The following is a 21,497-nucleotide window of genomic DNA, read 5'->3' on the forward strand; positions in this document are numbered from 1 at the left end:
ATTTATATACTCTAAGTAACTATATAAAATCTATAAATTTTATAAACTTTTAGTTAAATAGCATTTTATTTATTAGCTTATAACTTTTATATTTTTAATATATTAATGAATATAAAAGTTAAATATAAATTTTATTAATGGTTAAAAGAGGGTTTTTATGGAAGAGAGAGTTGAAAATTTACAAAGAATAATAAAAAATATTTTAGCTGCGACAGATGAGCAAATTCAAGGAGATTTAAGAGAGTCATTAAGATTAAGAATATCAATATCAGAAAATTTACATGGTGAAGTAAGATATTTAAAATGTTTAAGAGCTATAGCAGAAGAAAAACTCCAAGAGTTTTTTAATAAAAAAAACTTTCCAAAAGATTATAATGATTTTGTAGGAATATGGTCAATTTTATCAGAAGAAGCAAAGTCTTTATGTAATGACCCAAAATATGATTATGATGAAGAAAAATATAAATATGAATTTATATATTTTGAGGTTTATTGTAATGTTTATTTAAGATATTCTTTAGGACTGCTTTTAAATGGGAATAATCATGCTATAATTGATGAATTAAGCCAATATAATAGTTTGGAAATAATTCAAATGTACAGATATTATCTTCATAAAATAACTCTTAGAAAGTTAGAGAAAAGTTTAAAAGCAGATATAGTTAATAATTAATATAAAAAGAAGTTGTACTCTTATTTGGAGCACAGCTTTTTTTATATATTTTTATAAATTATACCATAAAGTACTATATAGTATAGAATACTTTATGGTATAATCATAATTGGGAGGGATAATATTGGAACTTAATAAAGAGATTATAAAAGGACATGTGGAAAGTATAATATTATCACTTTTACAAGAAAAAGATTTATATGGGTATGAGATTTCAAAATTAATTAGAGAAAACAGTAAAGAAGCCTTTGAGGTAAAAGATGGAACCTTATATGTTGTTTTAAAAAGATTAGAAAAATTAGGTCTTGTAATATCATACTGGGGTGATTGTAAAAGTGGTGGTGGAAGAAGAAAATATTTTAAAATTACAGAGAATGGAGTTAATTATCTAAAGGAAAAAAAGAGTGAATGGGAATTTCTAAAAAGTATTATGAATATTTTTTTGGGGGGAGAATAAAATGAGAGATATAGATAATTATATTGATTCTTTATATAAGAATATTGATGGAATTTCAAAAGAAAATAAAGAGATAAAGGAAACTATGAGAACTCATTTAATAGAATCTGTAGAAGAATTAAAATTAGAAGGGTTCAGTGAAAAAGAGAGCATTAAGATTGCTTTAGAACGATTTGGAGAAATAAATGAAATTAGAGGAGAACTAAAAACCGTAGTGGAAAGAGGGGTAAAACCATTACTGTATACAGTTGGAATTTCATTAATAATACTTATAGCTTTCTTTAGCCATTTAATATTTATGAGGTTTGATTATATAAAATTACTGGCTTTAATAATTATTGCTGTTCCAATGTATATAATAATTAGAGGAGGAGTTTTAATATATTATAAAGTAAAAGGTGTAAGATATGATATAGATTGGAAAAAGGAATTATATAAATTTTTATTTGCTAATTATTTTATATTTTTAGTTGGGTGGTATATATTTCCTATAGAGGTTGGAGGAAGTTCAAGTGTTAATTTTCAATTAGACTTAATTCCTTTTAAAAATTATATTGAATTAATGAATCAAGGTATAACTATAGGATATCTTATGAAATGGATAATTATTAGATTGCTTTTATTTATACCTTTAGGATTTTATCCAGCATTTATAAAAGGAAAATTTAATAATATAGCTGGATGTGTATTGGTAGCTTCTATAGTTTATTTTATAGTTCCTATATTAAAATTAATATTAAGTTTTGGATTAATTTCTGTACCAGTAATTTATATTGAAATAGATTATTGGTTAATAAGTATAATTGGTGTTTTACTTGGTTATTTTTTATATAATTCAATAGCTAAAAAACACATTTAAATTTTTAATAGAGTTCTATAAAAGAAAAAATTAAAAAAAATTAAAAAAAGTTATACTAATAGGTGTTAGCAATTTTATATATCAATAAAAATAGATTAGAGAAAATTAAAAAGTTGAAAATAAAAGTATAAGTTAATACTTTATTCGTAATTTGAATAAAGTATTAACTTTTTTTCTTTGGTATTTATAGGATTTATTAAGATGCTAAAATAGAAAAAAGGAGGTTGAAAATGGTTAAAATTAATAAAAAAGTAATTTGGGTATTTGTGATTATTGGAATTATATTTGTGGGAATTAGTTCTACTGATTTAGTTAAAGAAAATAAAACTATAAGTTTTCCTTATGAGTTTGAGGTTGATAATTACAACATTGAAATTGAGTATTCTAAGCTTTATGATAATTATTTGTTGACTAAATATAAGATATGGAGAAAAGATGGTTCTTATATAGGCGAAACTGAAGCAAATTTATCTACATTCATAACTAAATATGATAGTGCATATAGTTTAGGACCATACATTATTTCATCAAAAGTAATTGATAATAAAATTAAAGAAGAAATAAGTATAGATTTTGTTGCTGCAATAGAAAAGCCCTTAGAAAAAGTGAAAATTAGACATGCCTTAGCTGGAAAGTATATTGATGGAACTAAGGAGATTAAAAAAGAAGGAGTTGTTAATTTAAGTAATGAAAATTATATACGTTTAAATAAAAAAATTAAAATAGATGATATAAATTTAACTGTTAGTAATTTAGGAAATTTTGAATTTGGATCTATTTTAAATTTATTTACTGAAAACTTAGAAGATGAAGAGATAGAAAATTTTCATGAAAATTATAATATTAAATTAAAATCAAATGATTTTAGTAAAATATATGAAATTAAACAAATTATGGTCCTTGATGGGAAGGCTGTAGATGATGTTATTGAATGGAATAAAATAAATAAGGATACTAAGCTTGTAGAATTTTTTATAGTTGACTTATTATATGATGTAGATTTAATTGATTTTAATAATTTTGAGCTTTTTGTTGTTAATAAAAATACTAATGATGAAATAAAAATTTATTAAATATTTAAAAATAGTATAAAAAATGGTAATATTTTATGTAACGGTAAATTTTAATATGTTTATTAAAACAAAAGGGGGATTTTTAATGAGAGTTGAGGCTCAAAATATAAGCAAAACCTTTGGAGAGGTACAAGCTTTAAAAGATTTAAGTTTTGTTATTGAAAAGGGAAAGGCTTTAGGATTGTTAGGAAGAAATGGAGCAGGAAAAACTACTGCAATAAGAATATTACTTGGAATATTACCAAGTGATACGGGAAAAGTTTTGGTAGATAATAAAAAATTAAGTTTTGATGAAAATGCTTTTGGATATTTACCAGAGGAGAGAGGATTATATCTTAAATACACAGTTAAGAGTCAACTTATGCATTTTGGTTCTCTTTATGGAATGAAGAAAAAAGATGCGTTAAATAGTATAGAGTATTGGCTTGAAAAGTTCGAAATAAGCGAATATCTAAATAAAAAGGTTGAAACTCTATCAAAAGGGAATAAACAAAAGATACAGTTAATAGTTGCAATAATGCATAATCCAGAAGTTATAATTTTAGATGAACCATTTAGTGGATTAGACCCTGTAAATGTAGAATTATTTAAAACTGTAATAAGAGAACTTTTATCTAAAGGCAAAACATTAATTTTTAGTAGCCACAGAATGGCTGATGTGGAAGAGTTTTGTGATGATATAATAATGCTTAAAAAAGGAGAAACAATACTTCAAGGAAATCTTAACAAGATAAAAGAAGATTATGGAATTAAAGCCCTTGTAATTGAAGGAGAAGAAAGATTACAAGATTTCTTAAAAGAATTAGGCTTTGATGCTTTAGAATTCAAAAAGGGAAGTTATAGAGTAAACCTTAAAGATATAGAAAAGGGAAAAGAACTTTTAAGAAAAATTACTAATACAGATTTAGATATAAGAGGATTTTATTTTGAAAGACCATCCTTAAATGATATTTTCATAGAAAGGCTAGGTGATTAGTATGAAAAAGTTCTGGAGTATTTTTAGTTTTACATATAAAGAAACTATTAGAAATAAAGCTCTTATAATATCAACAATAATTACTTTAATTGTAATGCTAGGATTCTTTAATATTAATAAAATAGTAGAACTGTTTAATAGAGATGGATCTAAAGATTTAATAATGATAAGCACAGAAGCTAATGATAAATTTTTTGATTCTAATACTTTAGAAAGTTTAAATGATGATGATTTTAAAGTTGTTTTAAGTAAAGATTTAGAAGAAACTAATAAGGTTAAAACTGAAATAGAAAATGGAAAGTCAGATTATAAAGCTTTACTTGAAATTTCAACAGGTCAAGAGGTATCAGGAAAGTTGTATGTTAACGAACTACCAGGAGATTCTTTAGTGAAGAAGGTAAATACAATTTTAAATAATACTAAATTTGTGTTTTCAATGGAGAAGTTTAATATAACCAAAGAAGAGTATGAGAATATAATGACTCCAGCTCAACTTGATATAGTTCAAACAGGAAATGCTTCACATGAAAGAATGATTTTAGTTTATGCCCTTGTTTTTGGAATTTATATGATAACTATTACTTTTGGATCTATGGTAGCTAATTCAGTTATAGAAGAAAAGAGTAATAGAATAATGGAAACTTTAATAACTATGGCTAAGCCAATGGAACTTTTCTTTGGAAAGGTTTTAGGAGTTTGTGCTGTAGGACTTACACAGATAGCAGTGATTTTAGGATCTGGATTAATAATGCTAAAAACATCCGGTATAAGTTTAGAAGCTTTAAGTTCATTAAATTTAAATGCTAGTATAATATTTGCATTTATTGTGTATTTTCTTTTAGGATATTTAACTTTTTCAATGCTTTATGCAGCAGTAGCTTCTCTTGCTACAAGTGCTCAAGATGTTAATTCATCAATGGGAGCAATTACATTAGTTTTTGTTGGAGTTTTCTTACTTGCAATGAATTGTATGTTTAATATTGAGTCAACCTTAGCTAAGGTGTTTAGTTATGTACCATTTGCCTCTCCCTTAATAATGTTTGAGAGAGTAGTTTTATCAAAAGTTACTTTTATAGAAATATTAATAACTACTATTATTAATGTTGGATTCATAATTTTAGTTGGATTCTTTAGTAGTAAATTGTATAAAAAAGGAACTTTACATTATGGTAAGAAGGCTTCATTAATAAAAATTATAAGAGGTAAAGAATAAAAAATAGTAATAGATTTAAAAACTTATGAATATAGTGATTAAACGCAATGTAAAGTTTAAAATATATATGGTATTATTTACTTATATAATAATTTAATTAGGAGGAATAAGTTATGTGTACAGCATTAACTTTAGAAACAAAAGAAGGATTACATTTGTTTGGAAGAAATTTGGATCTTGAATATTTATTTAATCAATCTATTATATTTATTCCTAGAAATTTTAAATGTGTAGACAAATCAAATAATAGAGAATTAATAACAAAATATGCTGTTCTTGGAATGGGAGCTATTTTTGATAACTATCCTACATTTGCAGATGGATTAAATGAAAAAGGATTAGGCTGTGCTGGATTAAATTTTCCATTTTATGCGAGTTATTCTAAAGAGAATATAGAAGGTAAGACTAATATTCCAGTATATGATTTTTTATTATGGGTTTTAGCAAACTTTAGTTCAGTTGAGGAAGTAAAGGAAGCATTGAAAAATGCTAACATAGTGGACATACCTATTAATGAACATGTTCCAAATACAACTCTTCACTGGATGATAAGTGATTCAGAAGGAAAGTCTATTGTAGTTGAGCAAACAAAGGAAAAATTAAATGTATTTGATAATAATGTTGGGGTTTTAACTAATTCACCTACTTTTGATTGGCAGTTAGAAAATTTAAATCAATATGTAGGTCTTAGATATAATCAAGTTCCAGGATTAAAGTTATTAGATCAATCTTTAAATGCTTTCGGAGAAGGAACTGGTTTACTAGGATTACCAGGTGATTTTACACCAGCATCTAGATTCTTAAGAGCAGTATTTTTAAGAGATGCAATGATGAAAAATGATAAAGATTCAATAGAAATAAGTGACTTTTACCATATACTAAACAATGTAGCTATGGTAAAAGGAGCAATTAGAACTTTAGAAGAAAAGAGTGATGTTACTCAATATACAAGTTGCATGTGTTTAGAAAAAGGTATTTATTATTATAATACTTATGAAAACAATCAAATTAATGCAATAGACATGAAAAAAGAAAACTTAGATGGAAATGAAATTAAAATATATAAATACAACGAAACTTTAAATATTAATTATGTAAATTAAGTTTTTTCATAAGAGATTGTATAAGATTTTATCTATATACAATCTTTTATTTTTTTATAAAAAACAAATTTACATTAATTTTCACAAAAAAATATTGAATTTATCAAATTTTGTGTATATAATTATAAAAAACGAAAAAATTATAAAACAGTGAAGAGAAAGAGTAAATTAGGTGGACTTTTCAGAGAGCTAAAGTTTGGTGAGATTTAGTAAGAAAATTTAATTGAAGCAGTCTTGGAGTTTCTTGTTGAGAAATAAAGGTTAAATAGAGTAATTTAGTAAGTATATTTTAAAATTAAGATATACATAACTTTTAATTAGATTAAGACGACTTCCTCCCGTTAAAGAGGATAGAAATTTAGTAATGAGTAGGGAATAATTTTATTAAATTTTATTCATACTATTAAAGATTTCTAACTGAGGTGAGTAAAAGTAATTTTACTTATTAGGGTGGTACCGCGAAGTAGTTTCTTCGTCCCTTTTTAGGGATGAAGGAACTTTTTTTATTATGATAAAAACAATTAAATAGTTTAAATATAAAATGAGTAATAACAAAGGGGGCAATGTGTCATGGAAGAAATTCTAGAAGTTTTAGAAAAGAACAGTAGATATACAGATCAGGAAATTGCAGTTATGACAGGAAAAACAGTTGAAGAGGTTAGAGAGGCCATAAGAGACTATGAAGAAAGAAGTATAATAGCTGGATATACTACACTTATAAATTGGGAGAATACAGGAAGAGAGACAGTTACAGCTTTAATAGAAGTACAAATAACTCCTCAAAGAGGTGTTGGTTTTGATAAGGTTGCAGAGAGAATATATCAATTTCCACAAGTTAAAGCTTGTTATCTAATGTCTTCAGGTGGATTTGATTTAACTGTTATTGTAGAAGGAAAGACAATGAAAGAAGTGGCAATGTTTGTTTCAGATAAACTTGTAATTCAAGAATATGTAAAAGGGACAGCAACTCACTTTGTACTAAAAAAATATAAAGATCATGGAACAATATTTAGGGAAAAGAAAACAGATGATAGGGAGATGTTATTTATATGATACTAGAGAATATGATATTAGATAATGTGAAAAATATGCCACCTTCAGGTATTAGAAAATATTTTGATTTAATAAATGAAATGGAGGATGTTATTTCTTTAGGAGTTGGTGAGCCTGATTTTGTAACTCCTTGGAATGTTAGAGAGGCAGGAATCTATTCTTTAGAGCAAGGACATACTCACTATTCATCAAATGCAGGATTTATAGAATTAAGAGAAGAGATATCAAAGTATTTAAATAGAAGATTTTCTCTTAGATATAATCCAAAGGATGAAATACTTGTTACTGTTGGAGGAAGTGAAGGGATAGATTTAGCTCTTAGAGCTTTAGTTGGTCCTGGAGATGAAGTTATAATACCTGAGCCAAGCTTTGTAGCTTATAAGGGATGTACAGCATTTACAGGAGCAACTGCTAAAACAATAGATTTAAGAGCTGAGGATGATTTTAAATTAACTCCAGAACTTTTAGAAAAGGCTATAACTAAAAAAACCAAGGTGGTAATAATTCCATTCCCTAATAATCCTACTGGAGCAATAATGAATAAAGAAGAGCTTGAAAAGATTGTGGATGTTTTAAAGGATAAAGATATAATAATTATTTCAGATGAAATATATGCAGAATTATCCTATGGTGAGGACCATGTTTCAATAGCTAGTTTCAAAGAGGTAAAGGAAAAAACTATAGTAATAAATGGATTCTCTAAAGCTTATGCTATGACTGGATGGAGATTAGGATATGTTTGTGCTAACAAAGTTTTAATAGATGCCATGAAAAAGATACATCAATATGCAATAATGTGTTCACCTACAACAGCTCAGTATGCTGCTATTGAGGCTCTTAAAAATGGTGATGAGAGTGTTTTAGAAATGGCAAGAGAATATAATAGAAGAAGAAGAGTATTAGTTGAGGGGTTTAGAAGTATGGGATTAGATTGCTTTGAACCATTGGGAGCTTTATATGTATTTCCATGTATTAAGTCAACTGGTATGAGTTCAGATGAATTTTGTGAAAAACTTCTTCTTGAAGAGAAAGTACTAGCTGTTCCAGGAAATGCTTTTGGAGATTGTGGAGAAGGTTTTATAAGAGCATGTTATGCTGCTTCAATGGAGGATATAATGGAGTCTATAAAGAGAATAAGAAGATTTGTTGAAAGCAATAATATGCAAGGGAAATAGATAAATCTTTTTAATAGGTAGTAGAGGCTTAAATTTAACCTTTACTACCTTTTTTAATGTTAAATATTTTTTGTAGTTGGTGCTATAATTGTATTAAGATAGGAGGTGACAGTCATGGATAATATGAAAAAGATAGTAAAGAAAATGCCAAAAGTTATGAGAAAATCTTTAAAAAAATCTAATACTCATGATGTTTTATTAGAGCAAGCAAATAGAATGGTAATTAATGATAATAATTTATACCTAAATAATAGTGGATTTTCTAAGACTCTTAAATGGTGTATGGATATACTTGAGCTTAATTATAATGTTAGCAAGAGTTTAGGCTGGATTAGACCATCATACTCTAGAAAACCAGATATAATGATTAGGTCAGCCTTAACTTTATTTTCTTTTCATTTTTATCATGGTGAAGATAAGGATAATTACTTTGGGAGAATTGGAAAAGGTAAAACAGCAATGTGTAAATTTATTTTTTTTGGACGAAAAGCCTTAAAGTATAGAGATAAAGGCAATAGAAGAAAATGTATGAAGTATTTAAGTTATTCTTGTCACTATTTAGCTGATATGAGTGAACCACACCATGTTACTCATCACATTGCTAGTCCAAATGAAAAAATAATGAATTTATTAAAAAAATTTGATATAAATAAAATAGGAAAAGGAAGTTTTTCTAATCATCGTAGGTTTGAAAACTTAGCACAAGCTTGGGTAAAAGGAGATGAAGATATAACTCTTTTATTAGATAAAAATAAGGATAAAGATGAAAATATTCTTTTAAAAGGAATACCTACCAAAGGAGAAATCTTTTCCTACATATTAAAGGATGAAGGTAACAATATATTTAATGAAGATAATAAGAAAAAGGTTTTAGCTATATATTATAAAAATAGTAATCTTGATTTTGATGATTATTGTAGATATTTAGGTAATGAAAGTTCAGAATATGCAAAAGAGTTAATTCATGATGCCTTTAAGGATAATACCAGAGAGCAAGCTTTAGCAGCTATTAGGGCACTTAATATGGCTGAGATTCAGTTAGCTAGATTTTTATATTATTTCTGCAACTATAATCTTAAGGTAGAAAGATTTGTTGAACCTAAATTAAAATTATACAATTTAAATTTAGGAATAAGTTAATAAGAAAGACTATCTAAATACATTAAGGTTTAGTTTGTTTAGATAGTCTTTTGTTTATAAATTTATACATAGAACCTTACCATCAAGAGCATTTAAAAGCTTTTTCTTCTTTAAATAATCTAGCTTAAAATATAATGGGGGGACTCCTTTTATGTATATTGTTATAGTAAATTTATTTTTAGCCTTTTGAATTTCTATTTTTTGTATATCTTTAAACTTATAGTAATTATACCCATAGATTATAGTATCTTCAGTTACATAAAAACATATTAATTTGTAAGATATAAAAATTATAATAAAGAAATAAATAATTGATATTATTAAATTTAGTATGTTTTTATTATGTAAATAAGACACACCTCCAAATAAAAGTATTAGTAATGACAATATGAACATAATTATAGAAATAAGACTCATTATTTTTATAGTTACGGTCTTTTTACCTTTTCTAATCTTTTTTGTTCTATAAAGTAAAACTATATTTATAAAAATATATATTCCTAAAATAATAAATGCCAATAGAACCACCTGTATCCTTAGATTTTATTTATAAGTTTACAATAATTTTTTTAAGGAGTCAAAGCTTATTATTGTAACTCTGGTATTGAATTTCATGGTATTTATTTATTAAAAATTCACATATATCATCTGCAGCATTTATATTAGAATTAAGTTTTTGAGATGATACTATTTTTTTATAAAAATTTTTATCAGAAATAAGTTTTTCACAAATTTTTAAAGTTTCATGAAGTGAGTTAGATTTAATACCTAAGTTGTGCTTCATAAAAAAGTTGCAATTTGCACTTTCAACTCCTGGAATAGGATTAATCATTATTATAGGAAGTGACTTATTCATGGCTTCTGTAGATGTTAAGCCACCTGGTTTAGTTATTAAAATATCGGCAGAATCCATAAGTTCATTCATCTTATGAGTAAATTGAAGTACATGAACTTTAGGATTTGATTTTTCTATTTGAGATATTTCTTTAAATAACTCTTTATTGTTTCCACATATAGTGGTTATATTACACTCTTTAATATGCTTACTTATATAAAGTGTAGTTTCTTTAACTGATCCAGCTCCCATACTTCCACCCATTATTAAAATGTGAGGTTTGTTTTTTTCAAGACCTAAGTTCAATTTAGCTTTTTCCTTGGGAGTTTTTACTTTAAATTTAGAATCAATAGGTAAGCCAAAGGCTATTAGCTTTGAAGAGTCTAAGCCTTTATCTTCAAATTCTTTTATTAAATCTTTATGTGGTAAGAAATAATAATCTAAATCAGTTTCTTCCCAAAATGGTGCACAAGTATAATCAGTTACTATTGATGCTGTTAAAGCTTTTAATTTATTTTTTTGCTTTAAATAACTAAGGCTTTGAGTAGCAAATATATGAGTTGATATTATTATATCTGGCTGTTCTTCTTCTAAAACTGTTAATATATTGTCGGCATAAAAAGAATTTAACTTATATATTATAGATTTTTTATTATTGTCACTAATTTTTTCACCAGCATTATAAAGAGCACCAAATAGCTGAGGAACAGATTTAACTATATAAGTATAAGCAGAACATATTTCTTTAGATATAAGATGACCTGCAAATTCTAGAGAGTCTAAACTTACTACAGGTATGTTCATTGAATTTAGACTTTCCTCTAAGGATTTACAAGCAGATAAATGTCCACCACCAGTTTTTGTATAAAAAAGTATAAACTTCATAATGATCCCTCCTATTTTAGTATTTTTTAATAAATTTTAGCAGAAAAATTAACTTTGTAGATTAAGAAAATATTAAAAATGTAAATGGAATTTTAATGAATAATAAAGATATTAAGTTAAATTTAAGCCTTAAATATTATAAAGATTTTTATTGCTATAGCTTTAAATAAATAAATTATTATCATTGATAAGATGTGTTAATGAATTTGTCATGAATACTTAATTTATAGCATGAAACTATTAGTTTCATAATGTTTACAATAAAGAAAATAGGTGTATAATGAATTTTATCACAAGAGAAAAAAATGTAAATTTATTCCAAAAGAATAAATTTTACATTAAAGCAGATATTAAGAGAGAGTTTTTATTTAGAGACAATTTAAAAAATAACATAAATCTAAAAGAAGTATTATTTTAAAATAAGTTAAAAAACTCAATTGATATATTTTGTAGCTAATTATTAATTTAGGAAGTCAGGTGAATTATTTAATGGATGATTTAAAAATACGAAGATTTGAAGAAAAAGAAGAGGGAGAAGTATCTAGGCTTATTGAAAGAAATTTTTTAGATATTAATATAAAAGATTATTCAGAAGAGCATATGAAAAAAATTTATTCTCATTATAATGAGAATAAAATTTTGGATATAGCAAAGAACTCACACATGTATGTAGCAGTTTTAAATAATAAAATAGTTGGTTGTGGAGCAATAGCTAGTTTTTTAGGCAAAGAAGATGAAAGTTTATTATTAGCTATATTTGTTCTACCAGAATTTCAAGGTAATGGAATAGGAAGAAAAATTATAGAAGCTTTAGAAAAGGATGAATATTATATAAGATCAAGAAGAATTGAAGTTAAATCATCAACTATAGCCTGTGATTTTTATAAGAAGATGGGATTTAATCATAAATATAATCTTAAAGAACTAGATAAGGATGGAAACTATAAATTAGAAAAGTTTAGATATAGACTTCAGTATTATCAAAATTACTAGAATATATAACATAATATAAATGAATTAATTAAAATATAAAGATAAAACTTATAAATTCTTAGTAGATTTCAGTAATTATAAGAATATATTTGTAAGTTTTATCTTTTTTTATTGATTTAAGTTTAATAATTATAAAAAATTATTTTTAAGGGAGCATTTTTATTAATTAAACCATCTAATAAGTATAAAGCTTAGCTAAGTTATTAAAATTTAGGAGGGAAGTTGTGGAGTTATTATCATTTTTAGAACATAGAAAAACTTCAATGGTTTCTCAAGCAAAGAAAGGGGATAAGGATGCTTTTTTAAGTCTTATAGATGAGAATAGATTAAGTATCTATAGGGTTGCTAGAGGAATTTTAAATAATAAGGAAGATATAGAAGATGCACTTCAGAATACAATAATAAAATCTTATGAGAAGATAGGAACTTTAAAAAAGGATGAATTCTTTAAAACTTGGATAATAAGGATTTTAATAAATGAGTGCAATTTGATATTAAGGAGAAATAAAAAGACTATATTTTTAGATAAGCTAGAAAATGAAGAGTCTTATAGTGATGACTATGGAAATATTGAGTTAACATCTGTAATTAATTCATTAAGTGAGGATTTAAGAATAACTACAGTATTATATTATTTAGAAGATATGTCTACTAAAGAAATATCAAAAATGTTAAATATAGCAGAAGGAACAGTAAGGTCAAGACTAGCTAGGGCAAGAGAAAAACTTAGAGATTTTATATAGCATAATTACATTAAAAATAGTAATTTAATAGATTAAACTAAATTTTAATCAACTTATTTTATGGAGGGTTAATTAATGAAAAATAATGATGATTTATTTGATAAAGATATTAAAAATAGATTAAAAATGGAAAATATGAAAGTTCCAGATGAAATAAATAAAAAAATAGATGATACTATAAATAATTTAGGAAAGAGAAAAAGAAATTATAAAAAAGTTTCAGGGATATGTGTAGCTTGTATAGCAGGAACTATTATTTTTGGATTAACAATACCAACATATGCACGTAATATTCCTGTTTTAGGAAAAATATTTGAGAGATTTGACAGTATAATATATGAAAATTATGATAAATATGCTTCAGATTTAAATATTACTAAGGAAAGTAATGGGTATAGAGTTACAATAAATAAAATTGTTTATGATACCTTAGATTTAGAGGTTTTTTATACTATTCAATCAGATAAGCCCTTAGAAGATGGAATAGATTTATTAGATGTTAAGTTAGGAATAAATAATAATTTTATAAGTTTAGGTTTTGGTGGTAGAGGAGAAAAGGTAGATGACTTTACCTATGTTGGTGTTAAAGATTATTCTATAGCTAATGAAGGATTTGCTCTAGAAGATCTTAAGAAAAATATATTGGAAAGAGATATAAAAATTCCTAATAATTTTGATTTAAACATAAACATAAGCAGTTTAGGGAATATTACAGAGGATGTTAAGGTAGAGGGAAATTGGAATTTTAATATACCTATAAGTGATGAGTTAGTTAGAGAAAATATAAAAGAACAAAATCTTAACATAGATTTAGGGAATGAGTTACAGGGTGTAGAATTAAATAAATTAATACAAACACCTATAAATACAGTTCTGCAAGTTACGGAAACAAGAGATTTACATGATTATAGCACCTTAAGTTTTGTTGTTTTTGATGATAAAGGAAGATACTTATATTCAAAAAGTGGTACTGGAATTGGAAATGTTGATAAAAATGGAAATTCTAAGTTATTCAATAGTTATAATTTTAAAGATGTCTATGATGATAGTAAGAGTTTAATTATAATTCCATATATTCAAAGAGAGGATATGAATAGGAAAGATGATTCTAATGAAGTTACTTTCCCTAAGGAATTTAAAGAAAAATTAAATTTAAATGGAGAAACAGAGATTAAATTAGATAATGGAGAAATTTATTCTAAAATAAAAAAAATAGAAAGTGTTGAAAAGGGAACGAGATTATATTATGAATCTAATTATTCAATATATGGAGCACCTAGTTATATTATAAATAATGAAACTGGAGATAAAATTGAACCTATAGGAAATAAAGAAGAGGGATATACAGAGAATATTAAGTATATAAGTGGAAATGAGTTCTATATAGATTTTCCTAAAGAATTAATAGGAAATAATTATACCGTTGTATTTTCAGACAGAAGTAGTTATGATCCATGTGGTGAGAGTATTAAAATAGATTTAAAATAATTTTATTAAATAGGCCAGAGAGTTTTTAAAATTCTCTGGCTTTTCATAATTTTATGAGATAATATAATTATTAATTTTTAGTTTAGAAGTTTAAAATTAGTAAATATTTACAAGTTTTAATTTAATAAATAAATGATATAATTTATTTTAGAGCTAATTTTTATAAAAGTTTAGTTTAAGCTCTTATTATTTAAGAAAACAATTGAGGTGTTTATATAAAATGATAAAACTTTATTATGAAGATCAATATATGAAGGAGTTTAAAGGTGAAATAATTGAGGTCAAAGAAATTGATGGTAAATTCCATGTTCTTTTAGATCAAACAGCCTTTTTCCCAGGGGGAGGAGGACAGCCAGGAGATTTGGGGTTTATTGGTGGAATTAAAGTTATTGAAGTTTATGAAGAAGAAGGAAAAGTATATCATGTTATTGAGAAAGAGCCTAAAAAATTTAAAAATTTACAATGTGAATTAGATTGGGAAAGAAGATTTGATGGAATGCAACAACATTTAGGACAGCATTTACTTTCTGGATGTTTTTATGATTTATTTGGTGCAAATACTTGTGGGTTCCATTTAGGAAAAGAAATAAGTACAGTGGATATTGTAGGTTTTTTAGATGAAAAAGCTATAAGAGAAGCTGAAAAAGAGGCAAATAGATTAATATTTGAGAATTTAGAAGTAAAAAGTTATGCTCCAAGCAAAAAAGAATTAAAGAAAGTAAAAACTAGAAGAGCATTGCCTAAAACTGATGAAGAAATAAGAATTGTTGAAATTTTAGGATTAGATTTAAATGCTTGTTGTGGAGTTCATCCAACAAATACTAGAGAGCTTCAAGTTATAAAGATAAGAAGATGGGAAAAGCATAAAAATGCTACAAGGATAGAATATGTAGCTGGAAATAGGGCAGTATCTGATTTTTTCACTAAGGATGAAATTTTAGGAGAGATATGTAAGCTTCTAAAATCAGGAGAATGTGACACTTTAAATGCTGTTAAGAATCTTTTAGAAAGTAATAGAAATCTTGTAGATGAAAACAGAAAAGTTAAAGCTGAAATAGGCGATTATAAGATAAAAGAGATGTTAAATAAATCAGAAAAAATAGGCAAAATAAATTTAGTTAATGAAATTTTTGATGGTGAGGATACAAAGCATATAGGAAAGTTAGCTAATAAAATAACTGAAGAATATGAAGCAATAGTTTTATTTGCAGTTAAAAATGGAGACAGAGTAAATTTAATTTTTAATAGTTCTAAAGATATCAAAAAAGTTAATATTAGTGATATATTAAAAGATACCATAACTTTAATTGATGGAAGAGGTGGTGGAAATCAATTTGCAGCTCAAGGTGGAGGAAAAAATAATGGAAATACAGAAGTTGCAATTGATTATGCTACTAATAAAATAAGAAATATTTTAATTTAAATTTTAAAATTATTGATAAACTTAATTTAAAAACTGCAATGGAGTTGAAGTGAGATGGTATTAGTTAGTGATAAGTTTTTAAGTATAGTAATTCCTACATATAATTCAGAAAAATATATTGAAAAAAATCTTATGTTTTTATCAAGACAAACATCAAATAATTTTGAAGTAATAGTTATTGATGATGGTTCAACAGATAATACCTGCGAAGTAAGTGAAGCATGTTTAGAAAAGTTTGAAATAGACCATAAAGTAATTAGATGCGAAGAAAATAGGGGACAGAGTGTTGCAAGAAATATTGGGATTAATTATTCAAGAGGAAAATATATTTTATTTTTAGATTCAGATGATTTTGCAGAGAATAATTTAGTTCAGATTTTAGAAAGAAATATGTTTAATGAACCTGATATCGTATTTTTTGATTATAAAAGGATAAAAGAAGATGATAGTGTAAATATCAATATAGTTCAAAATTTTGAGTTTGGAAAAATAAAATCAGGTGAAGAAGTATTTTGGGCTTATAGGGATAATAAAATAAGGCTTTGGACTGGAAGTATTATCTACAATAAGGAGTTCTTAAATAAAAATAATCTTAGATTTTTAGAGGGAGCTCATGGAGCAGAAGATTTAAATTTTATATTTAAATCACTTTTAAGTTCAAAGAAGGTTAGAGGTATAGAAGATAATTTAGTATTTTATTGTCAAAGAGAAGATTCTTTAACTAATAATCCAGACATATATAAAAATATAACTGTAGTAGAATCAATGGAGGATGTAGCTAAATTTATTGATGAAAATAAATTAGATAAAAAGTTGAAAGAAGTTATAGAAAAAGAATTTACTAGTGAACATATTATGTATCAAATATTGGGGTATTTGAATAGTAAGACAAAGAAAGATACTTTAAGTATTCTTAAAAATAAAAGTGTTAAAAAGTACTTAAAAAAAGCAACTATTAAAACAAATAGATATGGAAGAAGCATGTACACTTATATGAAGATGGCTGCATATTTTCCAAATTTATTTATAAAAACATATTTAAAGAATACAGGGAAATAGAGAAGTACATATTTTATTAATTATAAAAGAAAATATTATTAACAAAAAATTAACAATATGGTATATTTAAGTATAAGTAAGTTATTTTCATTAATAATAAAATTATTTTTTAGAAAAGATGAAAAATATCTTAAAATAAGGAAGTGAAAATATGTTTTTTAATGATAAAAAGTTAAAAGGTGCTCTAATAGTTGTTACCTATGCTATAGTTTTAGCTTTTGTATTTATGAAATACTCTACAATTTTTGGTGGTGTAGGTTATATTACAAGTCTTGTAAAACCATTAATTTTAGGTATAGCAATAGCTTTTGTATTAAATATACCTATGAAGTTTTTTGAGAGAAAGTTGTTTGGAAATTTAGAACACAGCAAAAAATCATGGGTTAGAAGCGCAAGGAGACCTTTAGCTATTACAGTGACAATAATAGTTTTAGTTGGAGCTATAAGTGCTATAATTTTATTTGTTGTTCCTCAACTAACTTCAAGTATAATTAAGCTTACAGAAAGCATTCCTAGTTATTTAAAGTCATTTGAAGTTAATATGAATAATTATGCTGATTCTACAGTGCTTTTAAGTAAAGTTTGGGATCAAGTTATGAATACTTGGCAAGAAATATTAAAAACAGTTACTCATTTATTTGGTGGACTTGCATCATACCTTGTTGGTTTAACAGTTGATGTAACAACAGCCATTATTGATTTTTGTTTAGCTTTTGTATTAGCTATATATATGCTTTCAAGCAAAGAAAAATTAATATGTCAAATAAAAAAAGTTATATATGCATATCTTAGAGGAGATATAGCAGATAAAATATTAGAAATTGGACGAACTACCAATAGAGTATTTTCAGGCTTTATTATTGGCCAATGTACCGAAGCGTTGATAATAGGTACTTTATGCTTTTTAGGAATGTTATTATTAAGAATGCCATATGCGTTTTTAATAAGTGTTCTCGTTGGTACAACAAGCTTAATTCCTATTTTAGGAGCTTTTATAGGAACAATTCCATCATTCTTCTTAATATTTATAATAAATCCTATTAAGGCATTTTGGTTTATTGTATTTATATTATGTCTTCAAAGAGTTGAAGGAGATTTAATTTATCCAAGAGTTGTAGGAGGATCTGTAGGATTATCATCCTTATGGGTAATGCTTGCAATTATGATTGGTGGTAGTGCCTTTGGATTTATTGGAATGTTAGTAGGAGTCCCAACAGCGGCTGTTATATACTGCGTATTTGGAAGTGTTACTAATAAGAGATTAAGTAAAAAAGGTATAAAAATAGATGAAGAAGAAATAGAAGACAGTGGAAAAATTCACGTATAAATAATAAAAGAAGGAATTTTATCAAGACTTTATTATAAAGTAGATATAATTCCTTCTTTTTATTTTTTTGCATATAGTATCTTAAATAAGGTTTTATGGGAGAGCGCAATTAAATAAGTGGACAAATGCAGAGTTATAGTTTATAATTGAAAATAATTATCAATTGATTACGGAATAATTATGAAAGGAGGAGATAATATGAATAATGTACTTATGGCTTTTCTATTAACTTTGTTGGCGGGATTAGCTACAGGAATAGGCAGTTGCATAGCTTTTTTTGCAAAGAAGACTAATAAAAAGTTTTTGTGTGTAAGTTTAGGTTTTTCTGCTGGAGTTATGATTTATGTTTCAATGATAGAAATGTTTCAAACAGCTAAGGAATCCCTTGTTGGGGCTATGGGGATTAAGGAGGGAAATTGGATTACTGTTATTTCATTTTTTGCTGGTATAGCAATAATTGCTTTAATAGATAAATTTGTACCTGAAGAAGAAAATCCTCATGAGGTTAGAAGTGTTGAAGAAGTGGAAAATGAAATTGAGGAATATAAGGGTGAAAATAAAGAGGACAAAGCAGATATTAAAGATAAAACTCTTATGAGAACAGGAATAGTTACGGCTTTAGCTATAGCCATACACAATTTCCCAGAAGGATTAGCTACCTTTGTTTCTGCACTAGAAGGAGCAAGCTTAGCAATTCCAATAACTATTGCTATAGCAATTCATAACATACCAGAAGGAATATCAGTATCAGTTCCTATTTTCTATGCTACTGGAGATAAAAAGAAAGCTTTTTTATATTCTTTCTTATCAGGTATGTCAGAACCAATAGGAGCAATAATAGGATATACTTTACTAAGAAATATTTTTAATGATATAACTTTAGGAATATTATTATCAGCAGTGGCTGGAATAATGGTTTTTATATCTTTAGATGAATTATTGCCAACAGCAAGAAAGTACGGGGAGCATCATTTGGCCATATATGGTCTAATTGCAGGAATGGTTGTTATGGCAGTTAGTTTATTATTATTTATATAGATTAATTTAAACCTTCGTTGATTTAAAGAGCTATTTCAACGGAGGTTTTTATTCATTATTGATTTTTGAAAAATAAAATAATATAATAATAAATGATAATAAATAGTAATAAATAATAATGAAAATATTAGGAACAAGGAGCTATTTAAGTTTAAAGGAGCATACTTTAATGTTTATGGAAGAAAGGTTAGAAGAAATTTTAAGAATATTAAAAAGGGACGGAAAAGTTTTAGTTAAAGATTTAAGTGTTAGATTTGATGTTACTGAAGGAATGATTAGAAAAGATCTACAAAAACTTGAACAAGAAAGATTGTTAAAAAGAACTTATGGTGGAGCAATATTAGAAAGACAAACTGTTCATGATGATAATATAATGCCTAGATTAATGAAAAATTTAGATAAAAAGGACACTATAGCAAAATTAGCATTAAATGAAATTAAAGATGGAGATTTTATATTTTTAGATGTATCAACAACGAACTATTCAATTGCTAGTATGCTTTTAAACACAAAAAAGCATTTAATTGTAGTGACAAATATGAATAGGATAGCAATACTTTTTGAAGCACATCCATATATAGATGTAATTTGTATTGGTGGTATGTATAATAAAAACTTAGGAGGAACTATAGGAAGTAAAGCTATAGAAGATGTTAAAAGCTATAGATTTCATAAGGCGTTTGTAGGTGTTGGAGGAATAAATTTAGTAGAAGACTTTATAAGTAACTTTAACTTAGAAGAAGCTAGTATGAAAAATGCTATAATTAAATCTAGTTCAAAAACTTATTTAGTTGCTGAAAATGAAAAGTTTTATATTGATGGTATTTGTGAATTTGCTAAATGTGATGATATTGATTTTATAATAAGTGATAAAAAGCCTAATGAAGAAATTTTAAAGCTTTTAAAAGAAAGAAATATTTCTATAATATACTAGAATTTAATATTTTATATTTAAATTTATACCTTGATTATTTTAGAATTTATATTAAACATATAGAATTGAGCATAAAATTAACATTAATTTATACTTGTACTTAGGAGGAGATATATATGATAAAATTTATAGCAACAGATATGGACGGAACATTACTAAATAGTAAGAAAGAGTTAAGTCCAGAATTCTATGATGTATTTGAGGAGCTAAAGAAAAGAAATATACTTTTTGCAGCTGCAAGTGGAAGACAATATTATACTTTAGCTAAAGAATTTAATGATATAAAAGAGGACATGCTATTTATTGCTGAAAATGGAACTTTCGTTGTTTATAAAGGAAAAGAACTTGTTGTTAATGGATTAGATAGAGAATTAGCTAATGAACTTATAAGAATAGGAAGAACTATAGAAAATTCAAATGTGGTTTTATGTGGAAAGAATTCAGCATATGTTGAAAATAGTGATGAAAGATTTTTAGGAGAAGTTAGAAAATACTACGAAAGATGTGAGATAGTAGATGACTTAGAAAAAGTTGATGATACAGTTTTAAAAGTTACTATGTGTGATTTTAATGGTTCAGAAGAAAATAGCAATAAGTATTTTGATAAGTATAGAGATGAGCTTCAAGTAACTGTTTCAGGAGATATATGGTTAGATATAACTGCTGGAGGAATTAATAAAGGAGTTGCAATAAAAGAAATTCAAGAACTTTTAGATATAGACTTTAAAGAAACTATGGTTTTTGGAGATTATTTAAATGATTTAGAGATGATGGAAAGCGCTTATTATAGTTATGCAATGGAAAATGCTCATGAAGATTTAAAGAAGGTTTCAAGATTTATAACTCATAAAAATAATGATGAAGATGGAGTTATACATCAAATAAAAGAAGTTATAGGATTATAGAATTAATTAAAGAGTTGTATTAAAGCAACTCTTTTTTTAAATTTTAATAGTATTTACTCTATAGGTAGACATTTCTATTTGGCATATAAAATATAATACATTTTATATCTAAAAATTAAGAATAATAGTAGTGTTTACTACTATT

Annotated in this window: 20 protein-coding genes; 19 read left to right on the forward strand and 1 reads right to left on the reverse strand. The window is 25.7% G+C overall.

Features of this window, described 5'->3' with window-relative positions; all coding sequences use genetic code 11:
* The first annotated feature begins 157 nt into the window (after window positions 1-157).
* From Q1J60_RS09735 to Q1J60_RS09780, 10 genes are all read left to right on the forward strand, one after another.
* Window positions 158-673, forward strand: a complete 516-nt coding sequence (locus tag Q1J60_RS09735) for a hypothetical protein (RefSeq protein ID WP_300261425.1) — start codon at window positions 158-160, stop codon at window positions 671-673.
* 124 nt (window positions 674-797) lie between these two features.
* The gene (locus tag Q1J60_RS09740) at window positions 798-1,130 is read left to right on the forward strand and encodes a PadR family transcriptional regulator (RefSeq protein WP_300261427.1); all 333 of its coding nucleotides are present in this window, start codon (window positions 798-800) and stop codon (window positions 1,128-1,130) included.
* Window position 1,131: 1 nt separating this feature from the next.
* Window positions 1,132-1,989 (forward strand): permease prefix domain 1-containing protein, encoded by an 858-nt coding sequence (locus tag Q1J60_RS09745; protein WP_300261430.1) that lies wholly within the window; start codon window positions 1,132-1,134, stop codon window positions 1,987-1,989.
* A gap of 230 nt (window positions 1,990-2,219) precedes the next feature.
* Complete coding sequence (locus Q1J60_RS09750; protein ID WP_300261433.1) at window positions 2,220-3,062, forward strand: hypothetical protein; 843 nt, start codon at window positions 2,220-2,222, stop codon at window positions 3,060-3,062.
* A gap of 85 nt (window positions 3,063-3,147) precedes the next feature.
* The gene (locus Q1J60_RS09755) at window positions 3,148-4,038 is read left to right on the forward strand and encodes an ABC transporter ATP-binding protein (protein WP_300261435.1); all 891 of its coding nucleotides are present in this window, start codon (window positions 3,148-3,150) and stop codon (window positions 4,036-4,038) included.
* 1 nt (window position 4,039) lies between these two features.
* Window positions 4,040-5,251 carry an ABC transporter permease gene (locus Q1J60_RS09760; protein WP_300261437.1) on the forward strand — a complete coding sequence of 404 codons (1,212 nt, stop codon included), beginning with the start codon at window positions 4,040-4,042 and terminating at the stop codon, window positions 5,249-5,251.
* A 113-nt stretch (window positions 5,252-5,364) separates the two neighbouring features.
* A complete protein-coding gene (gene bsh, locus Q1J60_RS09765) occupies window positions 5,365-6,354 on the forward strand; it encodes a choloylglycine hydrolase (protein ID WP_300261440.1) in 990 nt (329 codons plus the stop codon).
* 570 nt (window positions 6,355-6,924) lie between these two features.
* Window positions 6,925-7,407, forward strand: a complete 483-nt coding sequence (locus tag Q1J60_RS09770) for an Lrp/AsnC family transcriptional regulator (protein ID WP_300261443.1) — start codon at window positions 6,925-6,927, stop codon at window positions 7,405-7,407.
* Window positions 7,404-8,582, forward strand: a complete 1,179-nt coding sequence (locus tag Q1J60_RS09775) for an aminotransferase class I/II-fold pyridoxal phosphate-dependent enzyme (protein WP_300261446.1) — start codon at window positions 7,404-7,406, stop codon at window positions 8,580-8,582. The genes Q1J60_RS09770 and Q1J60_RS09775 overlap by 4 nt, the downstream gene beginning before the upstream one ends.
* Before the next feature lie 114 nt (window positions 8,583-8,696).
* On the forward strand, window positions 8,697-9,722 hold the full coding sequence (locus tag Q1J60_RS09780; RefSeq protein WP_300261449.1) for a phospholipase C: 1,026 nt from the start codon (window positions 8,697-8,699) through the stop codon (window positions 9,720-9,722).
* 577 nt (window positions 9,723-10,299) lie between these two features.
* Here the strand turns inward: Q1J60_RS09780 and Q1J60_RS09785 are convergent.
* A complete protein-coding gene (locus Q1J60_RS09785) occupies window positions 10,300-11,442 on the reverse strand; it encodes an MGDG synthase family glycosyltransferase (RefSeq protein ID WP_300261452.1) in 1,143 nt (380 codons plus the stop codon).
* A gap of 489 nt (window positions 11,443-11,931) precedes the next feature.
* On the opposite strand from Q1J60_RS09785, the gene Q1J60_RS09790 reads away from it, so the two are divergent.
* From Q1J60_RS09790 to Q1J60_RS09830, 9 genes are all read left to right on the forward strand, one after another.
* Window positions 11,932-12,435: a GNAT family N-acetyltransferase gene (locus Q1J60_RS09790; RefSeq protein ID WP_300261455.1), complete on the forward strand. Its 504-nt coding sequence runs from the start codon at window positions 11,932-11,934 to the stop codon at window positions 12,433-12,435.
* A gap of 224 nt (window positions 12,436-12,659) precedes the next feature.
* Complete coding sequence (locus Q1J60_RS09795; protein ID WP_300261457.1) at window positions 12,660-13,178, forward strand: RNA polymerase sigma factor; 519 nt, start codon at window positions 12,660-12,662, stop codon at window positions 13,176-13,178.
* Window positions 13,179-13,253: 75 nt separating this feature from the next.
* Window positions 13,254-14,666 carry a DUF4179 domain-containing protein gene (locus tag Q1J60_RS09800; RefSeq protein WP_300261460.1) on the forward strand — a complete coding sequence of 471 codons (1,413 nt, stop codon included), beginning with the start codon at window positions 13,254-13,256 and terminating at the stop codon, window positions 14,664-14,666.
* Between the two features lie 220 nt (window positions 14,667-14,886).
* Window positions 14,887-16,089, forward strand: coding sequence for a DHHA1 domain-containing protein (locus tag Q1J60_RS09805; RefSeq protein ID WP_300261463.1), 1,203 nt, complete (start codon window positions 14,887-14,889; stop codon window positions 16,087-16,089).
* A 54-nt stretch (window positions 16,090-16,143) separates the two neighbouring features.
* Window positions 16,144-17,148 (forward strand): glycosyltransferase family 2 protein, encoded by a 1,005-nt coding sequence (locus Q1J60_RS09810; protein ID WP_300261466.1) that lies wholly within the window; start codon window positions 16,144-16,146, stop codon window positions 17,146-17,148.
* 151 nt (window positions 17,149-17,299) lie between these two features.
* Window positions 17,300-18,475, forward strand: a complete 1,176-nt coding sequence (locus Q1J60_RS09815) for an AI-2E family transporter (RefSeq protein WP_300261469.1) — start codon at window positions 17,300-17,302, stop codon at window positions 18,473-18,475.
* A 198-nt stretch (window positions 18,476-18,673) separates the two neighbouring features.
* On the forward strand, window positions 18,674-19,513 hold the full coding sequence (gene zupT, locus Q1J60_RS09820) for a zinc transporter ZupT (protein WP_283704074.1): 840 nt from the start codon (window positions 18,674-18,676) through the stop codon (window positions 19,511-19,513).
* Window positions 19,514-19,682: 169 nt separating this feature from the next.
* A complete protein-coding gene (locus tag Q1J60_RS09825) occupies window positions 19,683-20,447 on the forward strand; it encodes a DeoR/GlpR family DNA-binding transcription regulator (protein ID WP_300375481.1) in 765 nt (254 codons plus the stop codon).
* Window positions 20,448-20,563: 116 nt separating this feature from the next.
* Window positions 20,564-21,352, forward strand: a complete 789-nt coding sequence (locus tag Q1J60_RS09830; RefSeq protein WP_300261473.1) for an HAD family hydrolase — start codon at window positions 20,564-20,566, stop codon at window positions 21,350-21,352.
* The last annotated feature ends 145 nt before the right edge of the window (window positions 21,353-21,497 follow it).

Source organism: Clostridium sp. (genome assembly GCF_029258205.1).
In the GTDB taxonomy this organism is placed as follows: Bacteria; Bacillota; Clostridia; order Clostridiales; family Clostridiaceae; genus Sarcina.

Excerpts from the sequence above, each read along its gene's own strand:
- Q1J60_RS09800 (WP_300261460.1), top strand. The coding sequence starts at position 13,254 with ATGAAAAATAATGATGATTTATTTGATAAAGATATTAAAAATAGATTA.
- Q1J60_RS09815 (WP_300261469.1), top strand. The coding sequence starts at position 17,300 with ATGTTTTTTAATGATAAAAAGTTAAAAGGTGCTCTAATAGTTGTTACC.
- Q1J60_RS09825 (WP_300375481.1), top strand. The coding sequence starts at position 19,683 with ATGTTTATGGAAGAAAGGTTAGAAGAAATTTTAAGAATATTAAAAAGG.
- Q1J60_RS09745 (WP_300261430.1), top strand. The coding sequence starts at position 1,132 with ATGAGAGATATAGATAATTATATTGATTCTTTATATAAGAATATTGAT.
- Q1J60_RS09760 (WP_300261437.1), top strand. The coding sequence starts at position 4,040 with ATGAAAAAGTTCTGGAGTATTTTTAGTTTTACATATAAAGAAACTATT.
- Q1J60_RS09810 (WP_300261466.1), top strand. The coding sequence starts at position 16,144 with ATGGTATTAGTTAGTGATAAGTTTTTAAGTATAGTAATTCCTACATAT.
- Q1J60_RS09785 (WP_300261452.1), bottom strand. The coding sequence starts at position 11,442 with ATGAAGTTTATACTTTTTTATACAAAAACTGGTGGTGGACATTTATCT.
- Q1J60_RS09805 (WP_300261463.1), top strand. The coding sequence starts at position 14,887 with ATGATAAAACTTTATTATGAAGATCAATATATGAAGGAGTTTAAAGGT.
- Q1J60_RS09790 (WP_300261455.1), top strand. The coding sequence starts at position 11,932 with ATGGATGATTTAAAAATACGAAGATTTGAAGAAAAAGAAGAGGGAGAA.
- Q1J60_RS09770 (WP_300261443.1), top strand. The coding sequence starts at position 6,925 with ATGGAAGAAATTCTAGAAGTTTTAGAAAAGAACAGTAGATATACAGAT.
- Q1J60_RS09750 (WP_300261433.1), top strand. The coding sequence starts at position 2,220 with ATGGTTAAAATTAATAAAAAAGTAATTTGGGTATTTGTGATTATTGGA.
- Q1J60_RS09755 (WP_300261435.1), top strand. The coding sequence starts at position 3,148 with ATGAGAGTTGAGGCTCAAAATATAAGCAAAACCTTTGGAGAGGTACAA.
- zupT (WP_283704074.1), top strand. The coding sequence starts at position 18,674 with ATGAATAATGTACTTATGGCTTTTCTATTAACTTTGTTGGCGGGATTA.
- Q1J60_RS09775 (WP_300261446.1), top strand. The coding sequence starts at position 7,404 with ATGATACTAGAGAATATGATATTAGATAATGTGAAAAATATGCCACCT.
- Q1J60_RS09735 (WP_300261425.1), top strand. The coding sequence starts at position 158 with ATGGAAGAGAGAGTTGAAAATTTACAAAGAATAATAAAAAATATTTTA.
- bsh (WP_300261440.1), top strand. The coding sequence starts at position 5,365 with ATGTGTACAGCATTAACTTTAGAAACAAAAGAAGGATTACATTTGTTT.
- Q1J60_RS09830 (WP_300261473.1), top strand. The coding sequence starts at position 20,564 with ATGATAAAATTTATAGCAACAGATATGGACGGAACATTACTAAATAGT.
- Q1J60_RS09780 (WP_300261449.1), top strand. The coding sequence starts at position 8,697 with ATGGATAATATGAAAAAGATAGTAAAGAAAATGCCAAAAGTTATGAGA.